Annotated in this window: 22 protein-coding genes; 14 read left to right on the top strand and 8 right to left on the bottom strand. The window is 37.6% G+C overall.

The window, feature by feature from the left end; translation table 11 throughout:
- Both J7W16_RS07890 and J7W16_RS07885 read right to left on the bottom strand, forming a co-directional pair.
- Positions 1 to 426 carry a two pore domain potassium channel family protein gene (locus tag J7W16_RS07890; protein ID WP_210596759.1) on the bottom strand — a complete coding sequence of 142 codons (426 nt, stop codon included), beginning with the start codon at positions 424 to 426 and terminating at the stop codon, positions 1 to 3.
- Positions 427 to 1,277: 851 nt separating this feature from the next.
- Positions 1,278 to 2,411: an NADH-dependent flavin oxidoreductase gene (locus J7W16_RS07885; protein ID WP_210596758.1), complete on the bottom strand. Its 1,134-nt coding sequence runs from the start codon at positions 2,409 to 2,411 to the stop codon at positions 1,278 to 1,280.
- Positions 2,412 to 2,577: 166 nt separating this feature from the next.
- On the opposite strand from J7W16_RS07885, the gene J7W16_RS07880 reads away from it, so the two are divergent.
- Positions 2,578 to 3,534, top strand: a complete 957-nt coding sequence (locus J7W16_RS07880) for a TRM11 family SAM-dependent methyltransferase (RefSeq protein ID WP_210596757.1) — start codon at positions 2,578 to 2,580, stop codon at positions 3,532 to 3,534.
- A gap of 196 nt (positions 3,535 to 3,730) precedes the next feature.
- Entirely contained in the window at positions 3,731 to 5,965 is a 2,235-nt protein-coding gene (locus J7W16_RS07875; protein ID WP_210596756.1) for a methyl-accepting chemotaxis protein, read from the top strand.
- A gap of 120 nt (positions 5,966 to 6,085) precedes the next feature.
- Here the strand turns inward: J7W16_RS07875 and J7W16_RS07870 are convergent, their stop codons facing one another.
- On the bottom strand, positions 6,086 to 7,222 hold the full coding sequence (locus J7W16_RS07870; RefSeq protein WP_210596755.1) for an acyl-CoA dehydrogenase family protein: 1,137 nt from the start codon (positions 7,220 to 7,222) through the stop codon (positions 6,086 to 6,088).
- 408 nt (positions 7,223 to 7,630) lie between these two features.
- Here J7W16_RS07870 and J7W16_RS07865 point away from each other — a divergent pair, with 408 nt between their 5' ends.
- From J7W16_RS07865 to J7W16_RS07855, 3 genes are all read left to right on the top strand, one after another.
- Positions 7,631 to 8,623 carry a Gfo/Idh/MocA family protein gene (locus J7W16_RS07865; RefSeq protein ID WP_210596754.1) on the top strand — a complete coding sequence of 331 codons (993 nt, stop codon included), beginning with the start codon at positions 7,631 to 7,633 and terminating at the stop codon, positions 8,621 to 8,623.
- A 101-nt stretch (positions 8,624 to 8,724) separates the two neighbouring features.
- Positions 8,725 to 9,222: a GNAT family N-acetyltransferase gene (locus tag J7W16_RS07860; RefSeq protein ID WP_210596753.1), complete on the top strand. Its 498-nt coding sequence runs from the start codon at positions 8,725 to 8,727 to the stop codon at positions 9,220 to 9,222.
- Between the two features lie 67 nt (positions 9,223 to 9,289).
- A complete protein-coding gene (locus J7W16_RS07855) occupies positions 9,290 to 9,436 on the top strand; it encodes a YycC family protein (protein ID WP_210596752.1) in 147 nt (48 codons plus the stop codon).
- A gap of 287 nt (positions 9,437 to 9,723) precedes the next feature.
- Here the strand turns inward: J7W16_RS07855 and J7W16_RS07850 are convergent, their stop codons facing one another.
- The gene (locus J7W16_RS07850; protein WP_210596751.1) at positions 9,724 to 11,514 is read right to left on the bottom strand and encodes a dihydroorotate dehydrogenase; all 1,791 of its coding nucleotides are present in this window, start codon (positions 11,512 to 11,514) and stop codon (positions 9,724 to 9,726) included.
- A gap of 403 nt (positions 11,515 to 11,917) precedes the next feature.
- Between J7W16_RS07850 and J7W16_RS07845 the strand changes: the two genes are divergently transcribed.
- Together J7W16_RS07845 and J7W16_RS07840 are read left to right on the top strand one after the other, a co-directional pair.
- Complete coding sequence (locus J7W16_RS07845; RefSeq protein ID WP_210596750.1) at positions 11,918 to 12,610, top strand: response regulator transcription factor; 693 nt, start codon at positions 11,918 to 11,920, stop codon at positions 12,608 to 12,610.
- Complete coding sequence (locus J7W16_RS07840) at positions 12,588 to 14,741, top strand: sensor histidine kinase (protein WP_210596749.1); 2,154 nt, start codon at positions 12,588 to 12,590, stop codon at positions 14,739 to 14,741. Before J7W16_RS07845 ends, J7W16_RS07840 begins: the two co-directional genes overlap by 23 nt.
- A gap of 53 nt (positions 14,742 to 14,794) precedes the next feature.
- On the opposite strand, the gene J7W16_RS07835 is transcribed toward J7W16_RS07840, so the two are convergent.
- The 3 genes from J7W16_RS07835 to J7W16_RS07825 are packed head-to-tail and all read right to left on the bottom strand — an operon-like array spanning position 14,795 to position 16,583.
- Positions 14,795 to 14,974: an H-type small acid-soluble spore protein gene (locus J7W16_RS07835; RefSeq protein ID WP_210596748.1), complete on the bottom strand. Its 180-nt coding sequence runs from the start codon at positions 14,972 to 14,974 to the stop codon at positions 14,795 to 14,797.
- Positions 14,975 to 15,003: 29 nt separating this feature from the next.
- On the bottom strand, positions 15,004 to 15,708 hold the full coding sequence (locus J7W16_RS07830; protein WP_210596747.1) for a Dps family protein: 705 nt from the start codon (positions 15,706 to 15,708) through the stop codon (positions 15,004 to 15,006).
- Positions 15,709 to 15,734: 26 nt separating this feature from the next.
- Positions 15,735 to 16,583: an MBL fold metallo-hydrolase gene (locus tag J7W16_RS07825; protein WP_210596746.1), complete on the bottom strand. Its 849-nt coding sequence runs from the start codon at positions 16,581 to 16,583 to the stop codon at positions 15,735 to 15,737.
- Positions 16,584 to 16,712: 129 nt separating this feature from the next.
- Here J7W16_RS07825 and J7W16_RS07820 point away from each other — a divergent pair, with 129 nt between their 5' ends.
- The 6 genes from J7W16_RS07820 (at position 16,713) to sigF (ending at position 20,646) form a co-directional block, all read left to right on the top strand.
- Positions 16,713 to 17,297 carry a DUF421 domain-containing protein gene (locus J7W16_RS07820; RefSeq protein ID WP_246879917.1) on the top strand — a complete coding sequence of 195 codons (585 nt, stop codon included), beginning with the start codon at positions 16,713 to 16,715 and terminating at the stop codon, positions 17,295 to 17,297.
- An 83-nt stretch (positions 17,298 to 17,380) separates the two neighbouring features.
- Positions 17,381 to 17,590, top strand: coding sequence for an alpha/beta-type small acid-soluble spore protein (locus tag J7W16_RS07815; protein WP_210596745.1), 210 nt, complete (start codon positions 17,381 to 17,383; stop codon positions 17,588 to 17,590).
- Positions 17,591 to 17,775: 185 nt separating this feature from the next.
- Complete coding sequence (locus tag J7W16_RS07810) at positions 17,776 to 18,939, top strand: D-alanyl-D-alanine carboxypeptidase family protein (RefSeq protein WP_210596744.1); 1,164 nt, start codon at positions 17,776 to 17,778, stop codon at positions 18,937 to 18,939.
- A gap of 139 nt (positions 18,940 to 19,078) precedes the next feature.
- Positions 19,079 to 19,429 carry an anti-sigma F factor antagonist gene (spoIIAA, locus tag J7W16_RS07805; protein WP_210596743.1) on the top strand — a complete coding sequence of 117 codons (351 nt, stop codon included), beginning with the start codon at positions 19,079 to 19,081 and terminating at the stop codon, positions 19,427 to 19,429.
- Positions 19,429 to 19,869, top strand: coding sequence for an anti-sigma F factor (gene spoIIAB, locus J7W16_RS07800; protein WP_210596742.1), 441 nt, complete (start codon positions 19,429 to 19,431; stop codon positions 19,867 to 19,869). Before spoIIAA ends, spoIIAB begins: the two co-directional genes overlap by 1 nt.
- Positions 19,870 to 19,881: 12 nt before the next feature.
- On the top strand, positions 19,882 to 20,646 hold the full coding sequence (gene sigF, locus J7W16_RS07795; RefSeq protein ID WP_210596741.1) for an RNA polymerase sporulation sigma factor SigF: 765 nt from the start codon (positions 19,882 to 19,884) through the stop codon (positions 20,644 to 20,646).
- Positions 20,647 to 20,718: 72 nt separating this feature from the next.
- Here the strand turns inward: sigF and mtnK are convergent, their stop codons facing one another.
- Positions 20,719 to 21,918, bottom strand: coding sequence for an S-methyl-5-thioribose kinase (gene mtnK, locus J7W16_RS07790; RefSeq protein WP_210596740.1), 1,200 nt, complete (start codon positions 21,916 to 21,918; stop codon positions 20,719 to 20,721).
- Between the two features lie 389 nt (positions 21,919 to 22,307).
- Here mtnK and J7W16_RS07785 point away from each other — a divergent pair, with 389 nt between their 5' ends.
- Entirely contained in the window at positions 22,308 to 22,952 is a 645-nt protein-coding gene (locus tag J7W16_RS07785) for a methylthioribulose 1-phosphate dehydratase (RefSeq protein WP_210596739.1), read from the top strand.
- Positions 22,953 to 23,070: the final 118 nt, after the last annotated feature.

Raw genomic sequence — 23,070 nt, 5'->3', positions numbered from 1 at the left:
TTATGTTGACTGATTATTGTCATTGCTTTGGTTATTATTATTACTCATTGCTTTAATAAAATAGGCTGTAGGCAAAAGAATACCGATCCCAGCCTCGATGAGTGCGAAAAATTTCGCACTGCCGACAGGTGTATAATCCCCATAACCAACTGATAATAGCGTAACGCCGCTAAAATATAGTAAATTAGCAAATGTTTCATTTGCTGGATTTCCATCTGGTGAACCAATCTTTAATATCACATTATTAAGTGATAACAGATAATAAATACAAGCGAATCCAATCGTAATTCCAATCATATTAAAGAATAACTGGTAAAACATTGGAGCATTGAATGTGCTTTTTTTATAGGATTGGCGAGTAAAGAAGTAATATAGGTTTATAACGATAAAACCAATGGTTAATGTGATAAGAATGGATGAAATCATAAAATACCGTTTCTCCTTTTCATTTAATATTGATCATTATGGCTAGTTCCCTTAGAAAAGAATTTTTAATCATTTAATTAAAAAGTGACTTGAAAGAGAGTGGCCGTAAAAGTCGCTTCGGCTCCGCTACCGGGATGGGGGCACGCTTTCCGCAGGCGGGCGTTGAACTAACCGGCTTCGCCGGTGGATTTCAACCTGCCCTTTCCATCCTGCAGGAGTCGGCCCGCCCATCCCGTCCGCTTTGATGAGAGGGATGATTGAATTTCTCTGCTTTTCAAAGTGAATATCAAGAGAATAGGAAAATTATTTCAACATACGGAGGAACATAAAATTCTATCTAAAAGCTTCAAACGAATCATGAAGCTAAAAAAATAAAAAAGGAGACAGGTCTAGGTCATCCATATTATGGGTTACCTTTTCCCTGTCTCCAATTTTTTTTACTCCTAACGATTCATCGTCAAAATCCTATTTGAGTCCTAGTAAAACTATATGAATTCCCGTTTTACCTCTAACAAAGCCTTCCCCCTATCCCGATAGTGGAATCGAAGCGTCTTAACAAGTAATTTTCCTTAATACGAACGTTTCGATAATATTTCTGTCGGGAAATTGATAGAGATTGACTGTAACTAAAATGTTTAACTGAAATAATGAACAAAGCAATCACGTAGCGGATGAAATATACGTAGATTCCTGCGGGATGCAAAAGCCAAGGATGAGACCCCGCAAGTGCGAAGCACGAGGAGGCTCACCGGCTTCCCGCGGAAAGCGTAGTATATTTCAGGAGCGGTGTACAAACACACACTCTCCCTTTCAGATTTTTAATCTTTTGTCCCAACCTCGTTGTGCTTTATTTACTTAACACCCGGAAACCAACCTGGTGTGTTAACAATTGCATTCCATAATGGATCTGGAACAACTAGACGTTCTTGACCATTCAGATCAAGCTCTGTTTCGATTTCATTTTCTTTTCCGTTTTGGATTTTTTCAACCCAATCAGGATCAATAATTAGCTGACGGCCTAATGCAATTAAAGGTACACCAGTATCTAATGCTTTTAGAGCATCATCTGCTGTTTGGATTGAACCGACACCGATTAGAGGAACACGGTTATTAATTTTATCTAACACAAGCTCCAGACGTGTACGTTTGTCATCAGCACCTCGTCTAGGGGCTGAATCGAATTCTTGTAGTGATATGTGTAGATAGTCAAGCGGTTTATCTGCTAAGGCATCAACGAACTCTAATGTATCTGCCATCGTGATTCCTGGTGTTGTTGGCTCTTCTGGAGAAAAGCGGTAGCCCACAATAAACGGAGCTTCAGCATGTTCACTAACAACTCGGTTGACTTCATCAACGATGGCCATTGGAAACGTCATGCGTTTCTCTAGGCTTCCACCAAAACGGTCTTCTCGTCTATTTGAATGTGGTGAAAAGAATTGTTGTAGCAGATATCCATTAGCTCCATGAATCTCAACGCCGTCAAATCCTGCTTCAATCGCTCGACGAGTCGTTTCTCCAAAGGCTTTAATAATAGAATCGACTTCATCTATCTTTAATTCTCTTGGAGTAGGCCCTAAACCACCAGCTTCATCCTCAGCAGCAATCGCACTTGCACTAACAATGTCACCATTTGGTACAAGATCAGGAGGGCATGAGCGTCCACCATGAAATATTTGAAGAACAGCCTTTGTTCCCTGCTCCTTAAGTGCTGTTGCTAGCTTCTTCAAGCTTGGGATCATATCATCGTTATCTGCACCGAATTCACCAGGAAATCCTTTTCCATTTGCTGTTACATATGTACATGCTGTGACAACCATTCCTGCCCCTTTGGAACGGCGGATATAATAATTAACTTCTTCATCAGAAACCGTGCCATCAGGATGTGAAGAAAAATTAGTCATTGGTGCCAAAACGATTCGATTTTTTAATGTTTGACCACTTTTAAGATCAACTGGTTCAAATAATGCATTATACTTATTATTCATTTTTATTCCTCCACTAGTTGTTTTTGATCGACCTATAGCTAGTCTTTCCTGGACTCATAAGTCTAAATGCAATAATATGCTTTATTTATGACCACGGTCAAATAAACTGCCTATCATGATATACTGAAAAAAACGAAGTAATAAAATTGGACGAGGGATGGAATAGATGGAATACAAAAGCGGATCACTTCTACATTATCTATACACTTATGCTTATCATGAGGATGAGGATTCATTATGTAAGTTAGAAATGCGTTCATTTTTTGGTTATGATACTGATTTAAAGATGATTGAAAGCCCTCTGAAAATAGATCCTAGTAGAAGTCCCTTTATAAAAGATAGGATAGCGATTTTTTATAAAGGAGAGACGTTAGAGGAAATTGCTCAATACGTAACTGATTTACATACGAAAGATCGTACATTTAAGGTTACAGTAGTGAATAATCATGATCTTATTAAAAGCGAACAAATTGAATTTAAGGTTAGAAGAGAAATAGAGAAGGAAATAGGCCTGTTAATAGAGGGACCAGTAAATCTTAATGATCCTGATCTTATATTTGCAATTAAACAATTGAAAGATGGTTGGGTGTTTGGTGAATATATGAAGAGTGAATCCATCTGGTTACATCATCAAAAAAAACCTCAAAATTATTCGACTGCTCTTAATACTCGTGACGCCAGAGCAATTGTTAATATAGCAGTACCTCATCCTAATGGTCAAAAAGTGATCGACCCATGCTGTGGTATTGGTACAGTATTACTTGAAGCACTATCTATGGACATTGCGATCGAAGGGAGTGATCGTAATCCACTTGCAACTACTGGAGCTAGGGAGAATATCTTATTTTTTGGTTATGAAGGAGATGTTCTTTTAAGGAATATCAATGAAATAACTGGTCATTATGATGTAGCTATCGTCGATATGCCTTATAATCTATGTTCGGTGTTACCTGTGGAAGAAAAGCTGAGCATGCTAAAAAGTGCACGTAGGTTCACGAATAATGTGATCATTATCACGATTGAAACAATTGATTCAATTATTACTGAAGCGGGTTTTAAGATTATTGATAGGTGCGTGGCTAGAAAATCAGGATTTATTAGACATGTGATTGTCTGTGAATAACTCAATTTAATGTAACCTTTTTTCAGCATCTATATCACTATATTTCAGTGGTTAGATGCTTTTTCTATTGATATTTTTCTATGGACACGAGCTTTTAAATTTATTTTCAGTTATTGTTGAAATTTTGAGAAAAATGTCGATTTATGTTGTATAATAGATAAATAGATGTGAGAGAAAGCAAAAGGGAGGGTGGGCAATGAAAATAACTACAAAGTTGATGATTATTGTAAGCGTTATCTTGGTCATTTTTACGGTTGTCAACCTTGTTTCAAGTGTGGGGACTATTCAGGAACAAGGAGAACGCGAAATAGAGGAATTTGAGGAAACACGAATCAACTTGGCTAAAAAGGAACTTGAATCATTAGTTAATACAGCTTATAACAGTGTAGAATCAGTGAAAGACCAGTTATCAAGTAAGGAACATGTTGAACAGATTGTCCAAGAGGACCTGCAGAGGTCTGTTGATATTGCTTATAATTTTATCACTAACTACTACAACACGTTTGAAGGTAGCAAAACAGATGAGGAAATCAAAAGTGAAATTTTAACGGCGATAAAGGGCATGCAATACGGAGAAGATGGCTATTTCTGGATCAACGATACTAGTGAACCATACTCTAGGATGATTATGCATCCAACTTCACCAACGCTAGATGGTCAACTTTTAGATAGCCCTGATTATAATGTAGCGATGGGTGATAATCAGAATCTATTTAGTGCAATGGTCGAAGTGACGAAAACGGATGGCGAAGGTTTTGTTGACTATTTATGGCCAAAACCAGGCTTTGACGAAGCACAGCCAAAATTGAGCTATGTAAAATTATTTGAAGAATTTAACTGGATTATTGGAACAGGGGCATATGTAGAATCAGTAGAAATGGCTATTAAAGATCAGTCACTAGAAATTGTTAAATCGTTAACTTATGACGATGGACAAGGTTATTTTTGGATTAATGATGACGTTGCTCCATTTCCAACAATGGTCATGCATCCTACAAGTCCAGAGCTTGATGGTCAAATCCTAGATGATGAAAAGTACAATGTCGCTAATGGAGAAGAAAATCTATTTGCAGAAATGGTGAAACTATCAAAGCAAGAAGGCGAGGGCTTTGTTGAATACGAATGGCCTAAACCAGGTGAAGAAGAACCACAGCCCAAATTAAGTTACGTCCAGTATTTTGAGGAGTGGGGCTGGGTTATTGGAACAGGTGTATACATTGATGATATTTACAAAGAAGTTGCGTTAAAGGAAGAGGCAATTCAAGAAAAAATTAAAGAGTCTGTCCTTATTAATATAGGAACTGCTCTACTATTATTAATCGTAACCTGGATTGTCATTTTTGTATTTGCAGTGCGAGTGATTAATAAACCAATCACAAACCTTGTTGAAAATATGAAAAAAACGACGGAGGGCGACCTATCTAATAGAATTGAAGTTAAGTCCAAAGATGAGATTGGTCAGTTAGGCAGTTATTATAATGGTATGATCGTTTCATTAAGGGAAATGATTGGACGTGTTAGTTCCTCAGCTGATCATGTTTCATCGTTATCGGAACAACTGTCAGCAAGTGTGAACGAGAATCATTTAGCAACAACCGAAGTAACTAAAGTGATTCAGGAAGTTGCAAGTGGTGCAGAAATACAAGAACAAGGTTCCGCGGAAAATGCACGAGCTCTTGAAGAAATGTCGACAGGTCTCCAAAGAATAGCTGAAAGCTCATCTGTTTCCCATGAAGCATCGATTGAAGCAAATCATAATGCAGAAAAAGGGAATGAGATGACAAACCAAATGGTAAAACAAATGGAAGCTATTAGTGAGTCAGTTAATGAATCATCCTCTGTTGTTAAATTGTTAGGTGAAAGATCAATGGAAATCGGCAAGATTGTTGATGTCATAACAAGTATTTCTGACCAAACGAATCTACTTGCATTAAATGCAGCTATAGAGGCTGCAAGGGCAGGGGAGCAAGGAAAAGGGTTCGCTGTCGTTGCCAATGATGTTCGAAGATTAGCTGAAGAATCGAAAACGTCAGCTAAACAAATCTCTAACTTAATTCAAATCATCCAGAATGATACAAAGAGAGCAGTGGAGTCGATGACGAAAGGAGAAAAGAACGTAAGAGATGGCTATATTGTTGCAAAAGATTCAGGGGAATCCTTTAAGAATATACTCATATCGGTAAAGCAAGTTAGTGAGCATATTCAGGAAGTGTCTCAGGCAGCACAACAAATCTCAGCGAGTTCAGAAGAGGTTAGTGCTTCAATGGAACAGTTTTCTACTATTGCACAGACAACATCAATGAGCTCTCAAACTGTAGCAGCTTCTTCTGAAGAGACTTTAGCTTCAATGGATGAAATCTCTGCTGCAGTAAACAATTTAAGTAAATTGGCGAATGAACTTAACGATTATACAGAGCGGTTTAAATTATAGTAGGTTGCTATGATTTAAAATAATGATTTCAGGAACCTTGTGGATAACAATATAGTTTTGGAATATAGCTGAAAATAAAGGCGTGTCAAAAGGTGAATTTTTCCTTTGACACGCCTTTTATTAATTAAATAGACTTTGTGCTAGTAATACTAGGGTACGATCATCCATTGGAGGATTATGAAGACCTGCACGGACATCACGATAGTAGCGTTGTAGGGGATTAGAAGTAAATAAGCTTTGTGCACCAACGACCCTCATCGCCCGATCAACAATTTTTTGAGCGGCATTGACTACATGGTATTTGGCTACACCTAATTCAGACTGCATTTCCAATCGTTCTTCATCTGTGGCAGCATCCCATTTTGCTGAAACCCCATAGAGTAAATATCTTGCTTGTATAAGATCTGCTTCATTTTCACCAATTTTGGATTGAACAGCGGGAATGTCTTTTATTGGTCCTGGTAGACTATTTGGTGAATATGTACTGGCAAACGAGACGGCCTCAGTTTGAGCGGCTTGAGCAATTCCTAAATAGCAGGCGGGTATATGAAGAAGCCAACCTGAAGGGCTTTTCTTTCCTGGTACAACTAATTCAACAAGATGATCGTGAGGGATTTTGACATTTTCTAAAATCAGGTCATGGCTAGCAGTCCCTCGCATGGCTATTGTGTTCCAGGTTTCTTCTACTCGAACGCCACTTGCTCCCTTTTCGATTAGAAAATATCCGACCTGATCATCGTCCATTGAAGCAGAAACAAGGATGAAATCTAAAGCAGGCACCATAGAGGTGAAGCTCTTACGGCCTGATAATACCCAATCAGAACCTACCTTTTTTGCTTGAGTTGTTGGCTTTCCTCCGCGTGTAGGACTACCGGTGTCAGGCTCAGTCGCAGCGGTGTTTAGTAAGAAACCATTTTGTGAAATCTTCTTGGTTACGTGGGTTAGGACTGAATCGGGCCAATTTTTTTGATTGAGTTCTGAGACAATTCCCATATGCCAACCAATTGATAGGCTAGTTGATCCATCTGCTGTAGCAATTAATTCTTGAAGCTTGAGCCATTCTGTTAAGGGGATTCCTTGGCCACCAAGTGTTTTCGGCAAACTTAATGAAGTGTAGCCAATCATTTTCAATTCTTCTATATTTTCAAAAGGAAACGACTGCTCTTCATCATGCTGTTTCGCTCTTTCGGAAAAGGATTTTGCATACTGTTTTATTAGATCTTGTCTTTCTAGAGGACTAAGTGCATGAAGCTTCATCTATTTCATCTCCAATCACATCTTTTCATAAGTTTACCATATGTTAAAGGAATAGCTGAAGTACAAGCATTCGTGAATTATCTTGTTGTGATTTAATGAGAGTGGGCGGTTAAGAGGTGTTCATTCTAACTAATTGTTTAGATGCAGAATAAGTGATTTGTATATTATTAGATTTAAAAGCAAGAGAGGAACAACCTTAATTTATTTGCAAATAATGGTTCCTATGATATGATCCTTTTATAAGTTTGTAAGCGTTAGCAAGTATTTGATTAGATAAATAATACGGTAAAGATCATGTCAAGACGGTTAGTTTATTATTTGAATTACATAAGAATGGATAGGTGAGTAAGAAAGCGATTATGAATCAATTGGCCAGTTTCTAAATAGGAATATAGAGGAGTGTTATTAATGGAAGAATTAAGATGGGGAATTTTAAGTACAGCTAATATTGCTCAGGAACAAGTAATTCCTGCTATTCAACGTTCAAAAAATGGAGTTGTCTCTGCTATTGCAAGCTCCAGCGGAAGAGCGGGAGAGGTTGCTGAGAAATTTAATATCCCGACCGTTTATGAAAGCTATGAGGATTTACTAGATGATCCGAATATTGATGTCGTTTATATCCCGCTACCAAATCATCTTCATCAGGAGTGGGTCATTAAGGCTGCGAAAAAGGGGAAGCATATCTTATGCGAAAAACCAGTAGCTATTAATGTTGAACAAGCAGAGGAAATGGTACGTGTGTGTCGAGAGCAAAACGTAACATTTATGGAAGCCTTTATGTACCAGTTTCATGAGCAACACAATCGAGTAAAAGAAATCATTGCCTCTGGAGAAATAGGGGAAGTTAAACTTCTAAAAGGTAGTTTTTCCTTTTATTTAGAAGGTCGTGATTCAAACATACGTATGGATCCAAAGATGGGTGGGGGAAGTTTATATGATGTTGGCTGCTATCCTTTGCATGTCATTCGTCATATTCTCGATTCTGAACCCGTAACACTTTTTGCAGCAGGGGAAATTGATCCACAATATGGAATCGATATCTCAGCATTTGGGCACATGAAAATGGAAAACGGTGTTAATGCCACTTTTGATTGCAGCTTTGACATGACAAATCGAAGTGATTATCAGGTTATCGGCACAAAAGGTGTCATTACTGTACCAAGAGCGTATCGACCAGATGTATTTGAAGGTGGAGAAGGATTAATCATTGTCGAAGCCAATGGACAATCGCGGGAGGAATTCATTTCAACTGACCAATACGTGAAGCAAGTGGAGCATATCGTTGAATCGATCTTAGCAAAACAAGATCCAAGCTATCCAGGCGAAAAAACCATTTTGAATATGAAAGTCATTGACGCATGCTATGAATCGATGAAGACCGGTAGAATAGTAAATCTATAGAGTGTTGAAGGATGTCCTAGCAAAATATAGGACATTCTTTTTGTTATTGATTGATATTCAATGGTTGATACAATAGAGACAAGTAAGACAAGGTGAGGAGAATGAACGTGGTCATTACTAATATGAAAGATAGTGATAGGGATCAAGTATTAGACATTTATATGGAAGGGATATCAACAGGAAATGCGACGTTTCAAACTGAACCAATGACCTGGGAAGAGTGGAATGGGAAGTATGCGAATGAATGCCGTTTTGTAGCAAGAGAAGAAGACCGAGTTGTAGGCTGGATCGCGATTCTTCCCTACTCAACTAGATTTGTGTATGCTGGTGTAGCTGAGGTCAGTATTTATATTAGCTTGGCACATACTGGGCTTGGGATTGGAGCACGGTTACTTAGTAAATTAATAGAGGAAAGTGAAAAGAAGGGGTATTGGACTTTGCAAGCAGGCATTTATCCTGAGAATGAAGCAAGCATGAGTCTTCATAAAAAGGCAGGATTTCGTGAAGTTGGGAAAAGAGAGCGTATTGGTAAATTAAATGGAATATGGAGAGATGTCATTTTGTTAGAGCGACGAAGTAAGATCGTCGGATTAACTTAGCTGTGCATAGAGGAATCATTTCAACTATGATAAAATGATATAAAAGCGATAGCAAATAGGAGGCAATATGAGACCATTACAGATTTCTGCGGAAACAGCACAAAAGCTTTCTGAATCATTAAAGGTTCCCCTTGAGCAAATTATGCATATGCCACAGCATATCCTTCTTGCCAAATTAGCGGAATTAGAAAAAGAAAACAAAAATGAAGAGTAAATCTAAAATGAGAAAAGCGAGGGCGACCTACTGCTTTTCTTTTTTTGTTTCTTTTAATGTTAGATTATCTATCTGAATTTATTTAGATAAAACAAGCCATATGACACTAGGTGAATATTTGGAGAATAGGAGTATTGGCTAGTACTCCTCGTCAAGAAAAGAGTAACAGATATATGATAATAAAAAGGAGTTCCGATCGTTATTTTCGGAACTCCTTTTTAAGTACTTATGAAGAGTGTTTATCCATTATAAATTACTCCTATTTTTGTAGCTGAGAAGCTGTGTCACTACTGGACCTCACTTTTTAAATGAAAAAATTGAAAGGATGTTATTAATCCAATTACATATAAAATTGCAGCGAAATACGCAGGCAAGAGGTGAATAAATGTAGTATACCCAATAGAAAAGTGAATGGAGATTGCTGAAATAAAAGCAGGAAGCCCCCCAATTAAATATGCCCACCATATCCATCGCTGTCCTTGCTGAAAACCCCATAGTGAAATCGTTAATACGAGGATTCCGACACTTAATAATGCACTACCAAACCCGGCTCGATCGTGGGCTATGACTGGAATTAATCGATCGTTAAACGCATCTAGCATCTCAGGAGTCATACAGAGATAAAGAAGATCTGTTGTTACGAAAACACTTGACACTCCGACTATAGAGATGATTATTCCTCCAATGACGAAAGAGAAACCTAGAATGACAAAGGAGAACTGACTATATAATGCTTTTTTCCAAGCTTTATTGTTTCTTCGATTTGTCGAGACTGAAGTTCCACTAAGCTGTTTCGATTTTCTATACCCATGAATATAGAAGGGGGACAAAATGAGCCAAAAAAGAAGATGCAGCCAGTCAAAATAACCATAGCCAATGAATAGAAGAATACCTAGAAACCCCGTAATGGCTGCAAAATCTGAAGCTTGTTTTGTCCATAGCAGGTTCATTCTTATCCCATAACGTGCCAAAAACATATAAAGGAACCCGCCGGAGATCATTGTTCCTGCAAGTGTCATGCGGTCGTGAGCCATAAAAGGTAGAATTCGCTCGTTAAAAAGAATGAGCATTGTTCTATCCATTTCTAGAAAGCTACTATCATATGGAAGAATGACCGTTGTCATGCTTAGCAGCAAGGCAAGGATGCCACCGATAAGTATGCAAAATCCGAAAATCCAGTATGAATACCAGCCATTATTATTAGCCGGTTCAAGTGGGTAATGTACTGCTAGCTGTGCTTCTTTTATTCTTTTAACTAGACCAGGTCCAGTTTTAATATATCCACCTGAAAGTAGAACTAAGTCAGCCCCAGCATCAAATAAATCTAAAGCATCTTGAGGCTCCTCTATCGATCCAGTGACAACAACGACTCCATTATAATCTTCATCTTTTAAGTAATTCAAAGCATTGAGATGTTCGTTTAAATCAACAGACTCTGAATCTAAAACAAGTCCTGAGAATGAAGCAACTTCACTGTAGGAGTTTCGGTCAATCTCGCTAGATTGGATAGAGAGATAGACAGGTTTAATTGTGTGTGTAGTTAATGAAGTAAGATCAATGCTCTCATCCCGTTCAACAATAAATAGACTCGCATACGTGGAGAGGCCTTCCATCATTATTGTTAGTTCTTCAATATTTCCTTTGAGTCGAATCATCAGTGGTTGTTTTATGGATAGTTTTTGAAGTGTTGTTATCGTTGCTTGAAGGCCAATTGTTTCACAGTGTGTTGGAAATAGGATTCGATTGTCTCTCTCTAGAGGTGAATTTCCTTTCAACGGCTGTATTGTGACTGGGCCGATCTCAAGAAAGCCAAATCCTAGGTTTGAAAAAGCTTTAGTTCCAGTAAGCAATGGGTCCACCTTACCTGAAAGACCGATTGCATTTATGTAGCTAATTGATTGAAATTCTCTATTAAGCTTAGGTGAGGTTTCCTCGCGCCCAAGAAAATTAATTAAGTACTTACCACCAGGAATAGAAGCAATACGACTCATACCACGGTGAATGAATTCGCGTGAATGATAGATAGGAAGTTTTCTTAAAAGCGGTTTAAATATAACATGATAAGACCAATCAGGCATATAAAACCCGCCTCTCAAATGATTTATTTTCATTTTAACATATGAATACGTGAATAGAGACTGGACATAACTAAAGTTTTTTTACCTGAAACACCGAACAAAGATATCACGTAGCGGATGAAATATACGTAGACTCCTGCGGGACACAAAGCCAAGGGTGAGACACCCCGCAGTGCAAAGCACAAGGAGGCTCACCGGCTTCCCGCGGAAAGCGAAGTATATTTCAGGAGCGCTTTTTATCCGCCAACTATCCTTGTTCGGATTTTCTATTAGTTAAATCACTTTTGTCCTAGCCTCGCTTTTTAATAAAGTATTAAGAAAAACTTAAGATTTTTAAAAAGAGAAAGTTAAGATTTGCTGTTTACAATGTGAGTTATAATCAAAAGAAAGGAGGAGGCTTATAATGAATGAATATGTGGTGTTAGTCGTTGATGACGATCAAGAAATTCGTAATGCAATCGATATTTACTTGAAAAACGAAGGAATGAAAGTATTGAAGGCACAAGATGGAATAGAAGCACTTGAAATTCTTAATAATCATCCTGTTCACCTAATTCTCCTAGATATAATGATGCCAAGGCTTGATGGTTTAGCAACAACGATGAAAATTCGTGAGGAAAAGAATCTGCCCATTATTATTCTAAGTGCCAAAAGTGAAGATACGGATAAAATACTAGGTTTGCAAATTGGAGCAGATGATTACATAACAAAGCCATTTAATCCATTAGAATTACTTGCACGCGTTAAATCTCAATTACGAAGATATGTAAAGCTTGGACATTATCAGGGTCAGTCACAGATGATTGATCGAAATGGCTTAACTTTAGATTCTGCTGCTAAAGAAGTAACAGTCAATGGAGAATTAGTGAAGCTTACACCGATAGAGTTTCGTATTGTTGAGTTGCTAATTACAAATGCGGGACGGGTTTTTTCAATTGACGAAATTTATGAGCGAGTTTGGAAAGAGCCTTGCTATAATGCTGAAAATACGGTGGCCGTACATATTCGAAAAATAAGAGAAAAGATAGAAATTGATCCGAAAAATCCAAGATTTGTAAAGGTGGTTTGGGGAGTTGGTTACAAAATCGAAAAATAGTGCGAAAGCGTTTGTATGGTTTCTTTTTCTGACGTGTGGAATAGTTGGTATTTTGACAGGTATGACTCATGCCTCGAATTTTAACAAGGGGTATTTTGAAACTCATCATTTTCAATCACGCTTTGAAGAATTTCTCTATCAGTTAACTATTTTTGAGATCCAAACGGATGCAAAAGAAAAGGCGAAGGCTGATATCGAGATTACATCTGAGGAAATGGCTGAATATCGTAATCGTTTCGGAACTTTAGATGAGCAAATTATTAGTATACAAAACCAATATATAGAACGAATCAATCAAGCAAAGGAAGAAGGTAACGCGACATTAGCCCAAGTCTACATTGATGAAAGAGATGGAAAGCTCGAAGAAATTAAGAAGAATTTCGAAGATGATTCCTACTTAAGAGAAAAAATGATTAAAGAGCAAGAAGCGGAAATTGATAAAGTGTTTCAGCATTTTGAGGGAGAAAAACAGTATTTTTCAGAGACGAAACAAGATTATTTATACCATTTAACAAATACGAGTACCGGGGAGGTATACAAAAATGTTCCCAATTTAGAGACATTTACCAAGACAGATATGCATACTGTTTGGACATATCCTGCAGATGGGTACCTCACTTTTCCAGATCGTTATTTATCTACAGAAAGTGGAATGATGATTCCTATCATAGAAAATAATCAATATGAAGGCAAGATTGGTGTCGCCGAATCAAGTTCCTTTACCCCAGCCTACGAAAACTATCGAAATTATCAATTGCTTTTCTGGAGCTTATTTGCATTGAGTGTCGGTGCTGTATGTGCTTGTTTGTTTATGAATCGAAAACAAGCGATGACCTCCAGAATTTCGTTAGGAAGTTGGGAACCAATTTATAGGAAAATACCGATAGACTTTAGACTGATCTTATTTTTTATTGTAAGTGTAACTGTCCTTATGGCTTTTTTCGGGACAATGTCTTTTATTACTAATGATGATTTTTTCATTGTTCCTTTAGCTTTACTGATTGTACTAGTTCCGTTTTGGTTTATTCAGGGGAGAGATTTGTTAAATGGACTGAGATATCCAGAAATGATTATCGATGAATTGAGACAATCTATGATAATTAGAATGTACCAAACGACGAAAGGAGCTTTTTTAAACAGTAGACTCGGAGTTCAAGTGTTTACAGCTATCATCGTCATTTTTTTGACGGGCTTAGGCATGATAACGGTTATTCACTCCTCCATTCTTACAGTTTTATATTTTTTATTCATCTTAGTCGTCTCTATCCCTTTTCTATTTTTTATAACGAAACAGATTTATGATTTTAACTTAATTTTGGCTCATACCTCTAAATTAGCAAGAGGAAAAATAGAAGTTGATCTACCTGAAAAGGGCCGGTCTATTATGGCAAATCTTGCTCGTGATCTAAATCAATTAAAAAAAGGGGTAACGATTTCGTTAAAGGAACAAGCAAAAAGTGAACGTCTTAAAACTGAACTGATTACAAATGTAAGCCATGATTTACGAACTCCGTTAACTTCAATTATTTCTTACACTGAACTACTAAAGTCTTCTAAATTAGCTGAAGATGAAAGACAAGCTTATGTCCAAATTATTGATCGCAAATCTCAACGGTTGAAAATGCTCATTGATGATTTGTTTGAGGTCTCGAAAATGACCAGTGGAAATATTGAACTTAATCGAGAACGGGTAGACATCACACAACTCCTGCAGCAGGCTTTAGCTGAGCATAATGAATCTATTGAAAAGTCAGCATTACATTTTCGTATTAGTTCGCCGTCACAATCAATTTATTCTAAAATAGATGGCCAGAAAATTTGGAGGGTTTTTGATAATCTGATCACAAATATTATTCATTATTCATTAGAGAATACGCGTGCTTACATTTCTCTAAAGGAAGACAATTCCAAAGCCATTATTACATTCAAGAATGTAACGAAACATGAGCTTGGGGATAATGTAGATGAGTTATTAGAACGATTTAAACGAGGGGATTCTTCAAGACAAACGGATGGATCAGGACTTGGTCTAGCGATTGCTAAATCAATTATTGATCTCCACCATGGTTCACTAAATATCGATATTGATGGAGATTTATTTAAAGTAACAGTTATGTTAGATATAGAATAATAAGCAGAGGGTTGTCCCATAAGGTTGATTCCTTATTGAGACAACCCTCTTTCTTATACTTCCTCTAGCTCGGCAATGTCAACAACTGAGCGCTCTTCTAAAGGGCCTCTTAAATGAACAGTTGCCGTTTGCTCATCATCATTCAACCCATCAATCCACACGGATGTCCCATTATAGACAACATCAATATCAGCTGTAGAAGACAGAATTTGTTTGATTCGTCTTAGTTCCAATTCAATCACTCCTTTTCTGGTTAGATGTATTACTGTTCTAAATGATTATTTAGATGGCGGGTTGATGCTATATCGTTTTCTCCATCTAACAAATGCCCCATCCCTCGCACTAGCGTATCATCCTCAAGTAAACTCCAAATATGGTAACCGAAATCCTCACGCTTCAATAAAATCTCTTCAAGAACTTGGACTGTTCCAAAATCATTTAATTGATGTGCACGAGAAATCGTTTTACGCATCATTCCTTGAATTTTAAGCTCGTGTTCAAGATCATTACGAAGGTAATCACGCATCGTATAGCGCCCTTCGACCTCATGCTTAATATAAGAGATTTCGTGCTGTGTAACAGGGTGAGCTGTTGGAACAACACCTAGTCGGGCTACACGTTCACCAACATCATCGATATGCTTTTTTGTTACATCTACATGTTCATCAAGAATATGATGCAAACTGCCAAATGATTCTGCTCCTTCTGTTAGCCAATGGTGCTTAGTATATTGATGGAGAGCAACATTTAGTGCACAAAGATGTTCATCTAGCATCAATCCCATTTCAAGGCGTGTCTCTTCAGGAAGACTAATACCAGAACCTTCTTTTCTGACAGTGCGCGGTTGTTGGCGTAAAATCATATCATTTGGATGGTTAGAGATGTGTCCAGGCATTGCTTGATTAAATCCAGTTTTGTCTAATTTAAATTCTTGATGAGAAAAGCCCTGATTATCATGTGTTTCCATCGTTTTTCACTACTCTCTTTTGGATTTTAATGGACATAACGTCCGTAGTCAGGTTTTGCTATTTCGTCGAAGTGATTGGCTAATTTGTTTAGATTTGTTTCAAGATCTACCCCGTACATAGGTAACCCATGTCCTGTAATAGCCATTGTTGGTTTCAGTGCTTCAAGAGTCTGTACTGATTCTCGGGCTGCTTCCCAGTCAGTTGTTAAATATCTTGGAGGCCCGCTCAGTTCTTTCGTTTGTGTTAAGACTTTATAAAGTGAGTCTTGTTTAACAGTGACAAAAGCATCTCCCGCAATCAGCACACCATCTTTTTCACGATATAAAGAGATATGACCAGGGCTGTGTCCTGGGGTGTGAATCCATCTCCATTCTGACATGCTAGGTATGCTATGATCTGTTGGCAGCGGCTTCAAACGAGTGGATACTTGTATTGGCTCATTAGGGAAAAGCGGGGACATCTTCGCAACAAGTCCACCTTCTACTGTAGGATCAGGTTCAGGGTAGCTTGTTTCTCCAGTTAAATAAGGAAATTCTGCTTCATGAGCGAAGATCGGTACATCCCATTTTTCAGTAAGTTCAATTAATGCACCAACATGATCAAAATGTCCATGTGTTAAAATAATTGCTTTCGGTGGTTGGATTGTACCGAAATGTTCTTCTAGTGCGTTTAGAATTCGAGTTGCAGATTTCGGCATGCCGGCATCGATGAGAAACCATTGATTAGCTTCAGTTGGATTACCGACGATACATAGGTTAACAACTTGTACGGTAAGAAAGGAGACTTCCGGAGCGATCGTTTGTATAAGTCCATCAGTTAGAGAAGTTACTGGGATATACTTGTTATCACTGCCATAATGCATTTGTTGATCCATTTAAATCCCTCCAATAGGAATTGCCTTTCAACTTATTTTTCTACTGTCTTTGTAAATTATGTAGAGCTAATAAAATAAAAAGGGTTTGGAAAGATAGTCTTAAGTATTCGAAAATAAGGAGGATGGGTTTTGGATTATAATATTTTATGGGAATCTGTTCTAATGGCAATTGTAGGGTTTGTTCTACTAAGGTTTTCTGGAAGAAAGTCAATTACTCAGATGTCGATTCCTACAACGGTTGTTATGATCTCAATTGGTTCCATTATCGTACAACCAATCATCGAGGATAGTATTATTAATACAATTGCTGCTGTTGCGATGTTTATTATTGTGCTCGTGGTTGTTGAATGGCTACAAGTTAAATTTAATTTAATGGAAAAGTTAATGAGCGGGAGTTCAGTTGTTGTTATTAAAGATGGTAAACTTCAACTGGATCAAATGAGGAAAATTCGATTAACAGTTGATAAACTTGAAATGAAAATGAGACAAAAAGGAATAACGAGCTTTAAACAAGTTAAAGTAGCAACAATTGAACCAAACGGGCAGCTTGGATACGAGTTAACAAATGATGCAAAACCATTAACAGTCGGGCAATTTAAACAACTACTAAATGTGATGCAGCAAGGGGCTGAAAAACCTACTAATTATGGTCCTTTATTTTCAGAAGTAATAAACGATAAACATTCAACCCCACCTGATGAAAGATATGATTAAAAAAAAATTATCATTTATTTTGTATAATATTAAATAAAACACACACAATAGTTATTGAATACAAACAAAGCGAGGTGAACAACATGGCAAGCAACAATAGCAGCAACAGCAACCAACTTCTTGTACCTGGTGTACAACAAGCATTGGATCAAATGAAGTATGAAATTGCTTCAGAATTTGGTGTTCAACTTGGTGCAGATGCAACTTCTCGTGCTAACGGTTCAGTTGGTGGAGAAATCACTAAGCGTTTGGTTCAACAAGCTGAGTCTCAACTTGGCGGATCACAATTTTAATTTCATAAAGTTGGATTAAAGAACCCCCTTATTAGGGGGTTCTTTTTTGGTTATTTTTAGTTATTAGGTATATTACAGGTTTTTCTGGAAAAAATGGAAGGAGCTATCTTGGGTGAAGTTTCCTCTTTTTTTCATAAAGAGTCACCTAAGGACGACTATCATAACGAGATGGAGGTCGGATGGAGATGAGGAAAGTTCTATCCAGTGTATTGAGTGTTTGTCTTATCTTAAGTGTTTGGGTTCCGATGGCAAATGCAGAAGAAAAGCAAGCGAAATTAGCCGAGGAGGCAACATCGGCAATTGTGATTGAGCGTGATACTGGTGAAGTGATTTTTGAAAAAAATAGTAATGAACAGCTTCCGCCAGCTAGTATGACGAAAATCATGACAATGCTTTTAATTATGGAAGCACTTGAAAAGGGATCAATAAAATATGATGATATGGTTCGTACAAGTGAATATGCCGCCTCGATGGGGGGATCACAAGTATTCTTAGAGCCTGGTGAAGAAATGAGTGTCACAGATATGTTAAAAGCAATCGCAGTCGCCTCAGGTAATGATGCGTCTGTCGCTATGGCAGAACATATCGCTGGAACAGAAGATGAGTTTGTTTCAATGATGAACGATAAGGCTAAGCAATTAGGACTAGAGAACACTAATTTTGTTAATGTGAACGGTCTTCCTGCAGAAAATCATTACACAACTTCATATGATCTAGCAATGATTTCCAAAGAACTGTTAAAGTATGAAGACATTACAAAATTCACAGGGATTTATGAAGATTATTTAAGAAAAGATTCTGATGACCCCTTTTGGCTTGTTAATACAAATAAGCTAGTGAAGTTCTATCCTGGTGTAGATGGATTAAAAACAGGATTTACTAGGGAAGCCATGTATTGTTTGACAGCCACAGCTGAAAAGGACGGAATGAGGATCATCACAGTCATTATGGGTGCTCCTTCTCCAAAAGAGAGAAATGCACAAATTACGTCAATGCTTGACTACGCGTTTAGTCAGTATCAAACACATAAATTGTACGATCGAGATCATGTGATGGCAGATGTGAAAATTAATAAAGGCGATAAGGATCAAGTTCCTGCTGTAACATCTGAGTCTGTTTCAATACTAACTAAAAAAGGTGTGAAAATAGACGATGTTGAAGAACGACTTGAATTTGAAGAAGACTTACGTGCTCCCATTAAAAAAGGAGAACCAATTGGGAAACTAATTGTAGAAAAGGAAGGAGAAATCTTAAGCGAGACTGATTTACTTGCTGGGGAGGATGTGTTTGAAGCATCGTGGTGGAAGTTATTTAAACGAATGATCGGGAAATTTGGCATAGGATCTTAATTTCTTTGACAACTTTTTGCGAATCACGACTACTTTTGTCACCTAGCAGGAAGCGAACAGCTAAAAGGCGAAACTCTCTAGCAAGCAAACAAAACCAATCTATATATGGTGAGGCTAACTAGAGGGAGTGAATAATAATATGAGCTTACAAATGAATTTAGAACGAAAAGGAAGCGTCCTCCTCGTTCGTTTAGTCGGTGAATTAGACCATCATACTGCTGAGGAATTACGAGGTCGTGTAGAGGCAGTCTTAACAGATGGTGAGGTCAAACACATTGTTTTAAATCTAGAAAATCTTTCCTTTATGGACAGTTCTGGACTTGGGGTAATTTTAGGTAGATACAAGCAGGTAAAGGCAATTGGAGGAGAAATGGTCGTTTGTGCAATATCTCCTTCTGTCAAAAGACTGTTCGAAATGTCTGGTCTATTTAAAATCATACGTCTAGAAGAAAGCGAACAATTCGCCCTTAAAACATTGGGGGTGGCGTAATGCAGAATAAAATGGATTTGACATTTTCAGCTCAGAGTCAAAATGAGTCATTTGCTCGTGTAACAGTTGGTGCATTTATTGCACAACTTGATCCAACAATGGATGAAATGACTGAAATTAAAACGGTTGTATCAGAAGCTGTAACGAATGCGATCATTCATGGTTATAACAATCAACCAGATGGTATGGTGTTTATTCACGTGACACTTGAAAATGGAACGATTGAGTTAACGATTCGTGATGAAGGCATGGGCATTGATGATATTGATGAAGCGAAGCAACCTTTGTTTACAACTAAGCCAGAGCTTGAGAGATCTGGAATGGGTTTTACGATTATGGAGAATTTCATGGATGAGTTACAAGTTGTATCGGAACCGATGATTGGTACAACTGTTTATTTAAAGAAAACTCTTACAAATAGCAAAGCTATGTGTAATTAAGGAGTTTTGCCTATGGATGTCGAGGTAAAACAGCAAAAGAAGAAGCAGGCCCATTTCTCGGATGAAGAAGTAAAAAAGCTTATTGCCCAAAGTCAGGCTGGGGATCAAGAGGCTCGCGATTCAATCGTCAATCGTAATACGAGACTTGTCTGGTCTGTTGTCCAGCGGTTCATGAATCGCGGCTATGAAGCTGATGATTTGTTTCAAATCGGATGTATCGGGCTTATTAAATCGGTTGATAAGTTCGATCTCTCCTACGATGTGAAATTTTCAACATATGCAGTTCCGATGATTATTGGAGAAATTCAACGTTTTCTCCGTGATGATGGAACTGTCAAGGTTAGTCGTTCGATCAAAGAATTAGGTAACAAAATTCGTAAAATGAAAGATGAGATGACCAAGTCTCTCGGGCGGACTCCAACTGTTAACGAAATTGCGGAACAGTTAGAAATTACTCCAGAAGAGGTGGTCTTTGCAGGCGAAGCAAGTCGATCCCTCTCATCTATTCATGAAACAGTTTACGAAAATGATGGTGATCCAATCACATTACTAGATCAAATTGCAGATCAGACGGAAACGAAATGGTTTGACAAGATTGCCTTGAAAGAAGCTATTCGTGATTTAGACGAACGGGAACGCTTAATTGTCTACCTTCGTTATTACAAAGATCAGACCCAATCTGAAGTTGCGTTAAGGCTTGGAATTTCACAGGTTCAAGTATCGAGACTGGAAAAAAAGATTCTTGAGCATATGAAGATTGAAATGGGCGATCAGTAGAAAGAGCCCCCTTTGCTATTATGCAAAGGGGGCTTTAGCATGTCTAAATGCTTTATTTATTGATATCTAACCTTATTGTTCCGTGATGGTCTTTATAAGCTGATTAATCGTTGAAAATTGTTTGCGGTTAAGAACAATTGACTTTCCAAGCGAAATTATCTTTCTTGTGATTTCAAGATGGCTGTCTAGTTGACTAGACTCAATCTCTTCATCAGCTAAAGGTCTTATGCTCTGATTAATCATCATACACCCAGCAAAACCGATCGCGTTATGAAAGATTTCTTCAAGTACTTGCTCAAGATAACCAGGTACTTTCATGAAGGGATCCTGTCCAGACTCTTGCCAAAGAGCCCCAAATTCGACATCAAACACATTCCAAGTCTCAATAATGACACTCGTCAAATAATCCTGGAATTCTTGATGTTCTGTTTCATTCTTGTTAGGAGCTGCTTCTGACAAATACGTTGTGATGATAGCAGCAAGGAACGTTCCAATATCATATCCAATTGGTCCGTACTGAGCAAGTTCTGGATTAATGATATATGTTTCTTCTTCATTTACAAGAATATTGATGGTGTCGAAGTTTCCATGAAGAAGTGTTTCAGTTTTCGTTAAAAAGTCATTCTTCAATGAAGCAAATTCTTTCTTGATCTTGTTGTCTTTTAATAGAGTCTCTTCAAAAAACGGGTGTAATTTATCTGAAACCATATCGAGATTAAAATACAAATCGTTGAAGGTGCTATTTTCAACTACAGAGGACAATTCGGGATTGTATAACTGTTGTTCTAGTAGCTTTTTTTCAGGATGCGCCATCGCAAAATTAGAATGAAAAAAAAGTGTATGGGCAAGAAAGGTTCCAACATCTCTAGCTAGACGAGGAAAAATAATCTTTTCATTTAAACCTTTCTGTAAATTCTGGAGGTGTGAAAGGTCATCCATTACAGTAACGGCCAGTGCAGCATCATGATAATAGATGTTTGGTGTGTACTCTGGAACGAGTTGATATGATCTTTTTAATGATTCGCTTTCAATACGAGCACGGTCTAATGTAAGACTTTGCCTTCTGCCATGTATAGTTGGGTTAGGAAGGGCTTGTTTTACTATAACTGAATTTTGGGATTCACCCTTAATTCGAAAGACAAGGTTTGAATGTTCACCTCTGATTTCTTCAGCGGTTACCACTTCGTTCTCGGAGAAATAATTAATTTCTTTAATGAATGCGATTGCAGTTTCAGTTGTTAAAAGTTCATAATGGCTGGTCTCTTTAGACATTCTTAAGTCCTCCTAATAGAGTTGAAAAATAAAAAATTCCCATGATCATGATCAAGAGAATTGAATCTTTTTTTGTCGCTAGTCATATCAGGTCAATAACTTGAGCCTTTGATTGATTTGAGTATATATTTCATTCAATTTCCTATGCCACATCTTACACTCGTTTGAGAACGTTTGTCAATTTCTGTACTAGCTTCTCAAATAACGATTGACGAAAAAAACGAATACTGTCATAATTCAAAAACATTCATTTGATTATTTATTTGTACTAACAGGTAAGATAGTAAAAGGAGACCATAAATACGTAGGTATGATGCATGCTGTACTGATATTCAGCTTTCTATGTATCAGAAGCATGTCTTAATGTTTTAGAAAAGGATGTGTTTGGTATGATGCTTTTTGAATGGAAAGAACTCGCTTCGGTCAAACGAGAACTTGCTGCAAGAAATTGGTTTCCTGGGAATAGTGGGGACCTATCAATAAAGGTTAGTGATGACCCTCTTGAATGTCTTGTCACTGTGAGCGGTAAAGACAAGTACAAAGAAACAACGGAGGATTTTGTCTTAGTTGACAAAGCTGGTACTCCTTTAACTGATCAAGGCAAACCATCAGCTGAAACGGCGATTCATTTAGAAGTGTATAACAAAACGGATGCTCGCTGTAGTCTTCATATACATACAGTAGACAATAACTTAATTTCCGAGCTATATGGCGACATAGGTGCTGTGACGTTCTCTAAAGTTGAACTGATAAAGGCGTTTGGTATTCAAGAGGCTGAAAAACTTACGATACCAATTGTTGAGAATTTTCCTGAGATCCCTAATTTAGCTCATGCACTTGGGGAAGTGATAGGACCAGAAACACAAGCTGTTCTCATTCGAAACCACGGTATTGTTGTTTGGGGCGGGAATGCGATCGAAGCAAAAAGGAATTTGGAGGCATGTGAATTTCTCTTTTCATATCAAGTGAAACGACTTCATGCACAAGCAGCTAATTTAAAACGGATTATTAATGATAGCGAGGAAAGAATTTAATCAACCCCCAAACTATATTAGGCCACTAAGATCAACAGATCAAATGATTTTAATCATTCGATCTGTTTTTTTTGTTTTAATTCACTTGTTATGTATGGAGGCTTCTGTCATTAGATAT

This window comes from Halalkalibacter suaedae (assembly GCF_017939705.1).
GTDB classification, from domain to species: domain Bacteria; phylum Bacillota; class Bacilli; order Bacillales; family Bacillaceae_D; genus Halalkalibacter; species Halalkalibacter suaedae.
Note: the sequence above shows the minus strand (reverse complement) of the source record. Positions and strands in the feature narration are given on the sequence as shown.

What these genes read in the sequence shown, in the direction of transcription:
- spoIIAB (WP_210596742.1), top strand. Translation starts at nt 19,429, where the DNA reads ATGCAGAATAAAATGGATTTGACATTTTCAGCTCAGAGTCAAAATGAG.
- J7W16_RS07815 (WP_210596745.1), top strand. Translation starts at nt 17,381, where the DNA reads ATGGCAAGCAACAATAGCAGCAACAGCAACCAACTTCTTGTACCTGGT.
- J7W16_RS07845 (WP_210596750.1), top strand. Translation starts at nt 11,918, where the DNA reads ATGAATGAATATGTGGTGTTAGTCGTTGATGACGATCAAGAAATTCGT.
- J7W16_RS07865 (WP_210596754.1), top strand. Translation starts at nt 7,631, where the DNA reads ATGGAAGAATTAAGATGGGGAATTTTAAGTACAGCTAATATTGCTCAG.
- J7W16_RS07890 (WP_210596759.1), bottom strand. Translation starts at nt 426, where the DNA reads ATGATTTCATCCATTCTTATCACATTAACCATTGGTTTTATCGTTATA.
- J7W16_RS07825 (WP_210596746.1), bottom strand. Translation starts at nt 16,583, where the DNA reads ATGGATCAACAAATGCATTATGGCAGTGATAACAAGTATATCCCAGTA.
- J7W16_RS07880 (WP_210596757.1), top strand. Translation starts at nt 2,578, where the DNA reads ATGGAATACAAAAGCGGATCACTTCTACATTATCTATACACTTATGCT.
- spoIIAA (WP_210596743.1), top strand. Translation starts at nt 19,079, where the DNA reads ATGAGCTTACAAATGAATTTAGAACGAAAAGGAAGCGTCCTCCTCGTT.
- J7W16_RS07875 (WP_210596756.1), top strand. Translation starts at nt 3,731, where the DNA reads ATGAAAATAACTACAAAGTTGATGATTATTGTAAGCGTTATCTTGGTC.
- J7W16_RS07855 (WP_210596752.1), top strand. Translation starts at nt 9,290, where the DNA reads ATGAGACCATTACAGATTTCTGCGGAAACAGCACAAAAGCTTTCTGAA.
- J7W16_RS07850 (WP_210596751.1), bottom strand. Translation starts at nt 11,514, where the DNA reads ATGCCTGATTGGTCTTATCATGTTATATTTAAACCGCTTTTAAGAAAA.
- J7W16_RS07810 (WP_210596744.1), top strand. Translation starts at nt 17,776, where the DNA reads ATGAGGAAAGTTCTATCCAGTGTATTGAGTGTTTGTCTTATCTTAAGT.
- mtnK (WP_210596740.1), bottom strand. Translation starts at nt 21,918, where the DNA reads ATGTCTAAAGAGACCAGCCATTATGAACTTTTAACAACTGAAACTGCA.
- J7W16_RS07860 (WP_210596753.1), top strand. Translation starts at nt 8,725, where the DNA reads ATGAACGTGGTCATTACTAATATGAAAGATAGTGATAGGGATCAAGTA.
- J7W16_RS07870 (WP_210596755.1), bottom strand. Translation starts at nt 7,222, where the DNA reads ATGAAGCTTCATGCACTTAGTCCTCTAGAAAGACAAGATCTAATAAAA.
- J7W16_RS07785 (WP_210596739.1), top strand. Translation starts at nt 22,308, where the DNA reads ATGATGCTTTTTGAATGGAAAGAACTCGCTTCGGTCAAACGAGAACTT.
- J7W16_RS07830 (WP_210596747.1), bottom strand. Translation starts at nt 15,708, where the DNA reads ATGGAAACACATGATAATCAGGGCTTTTCTCATCAAGAATTTAAATTA.
- J7W16_RS07885 (WP_210596758.1), bottom strand. Translation starts at nt 2,411, where the DNA reads ATGAATAATAAGTATAATGCATTATTTGAACCAGTTGATCTTAAAAGT.
- sigF (WP_210596741.1), top strand. Translation starts at nt 19,882, where the DNA reads ATGGATGTCGAGGTAAAACAGCAAAAGAAGAAGCAGGCCCATTTCTCG.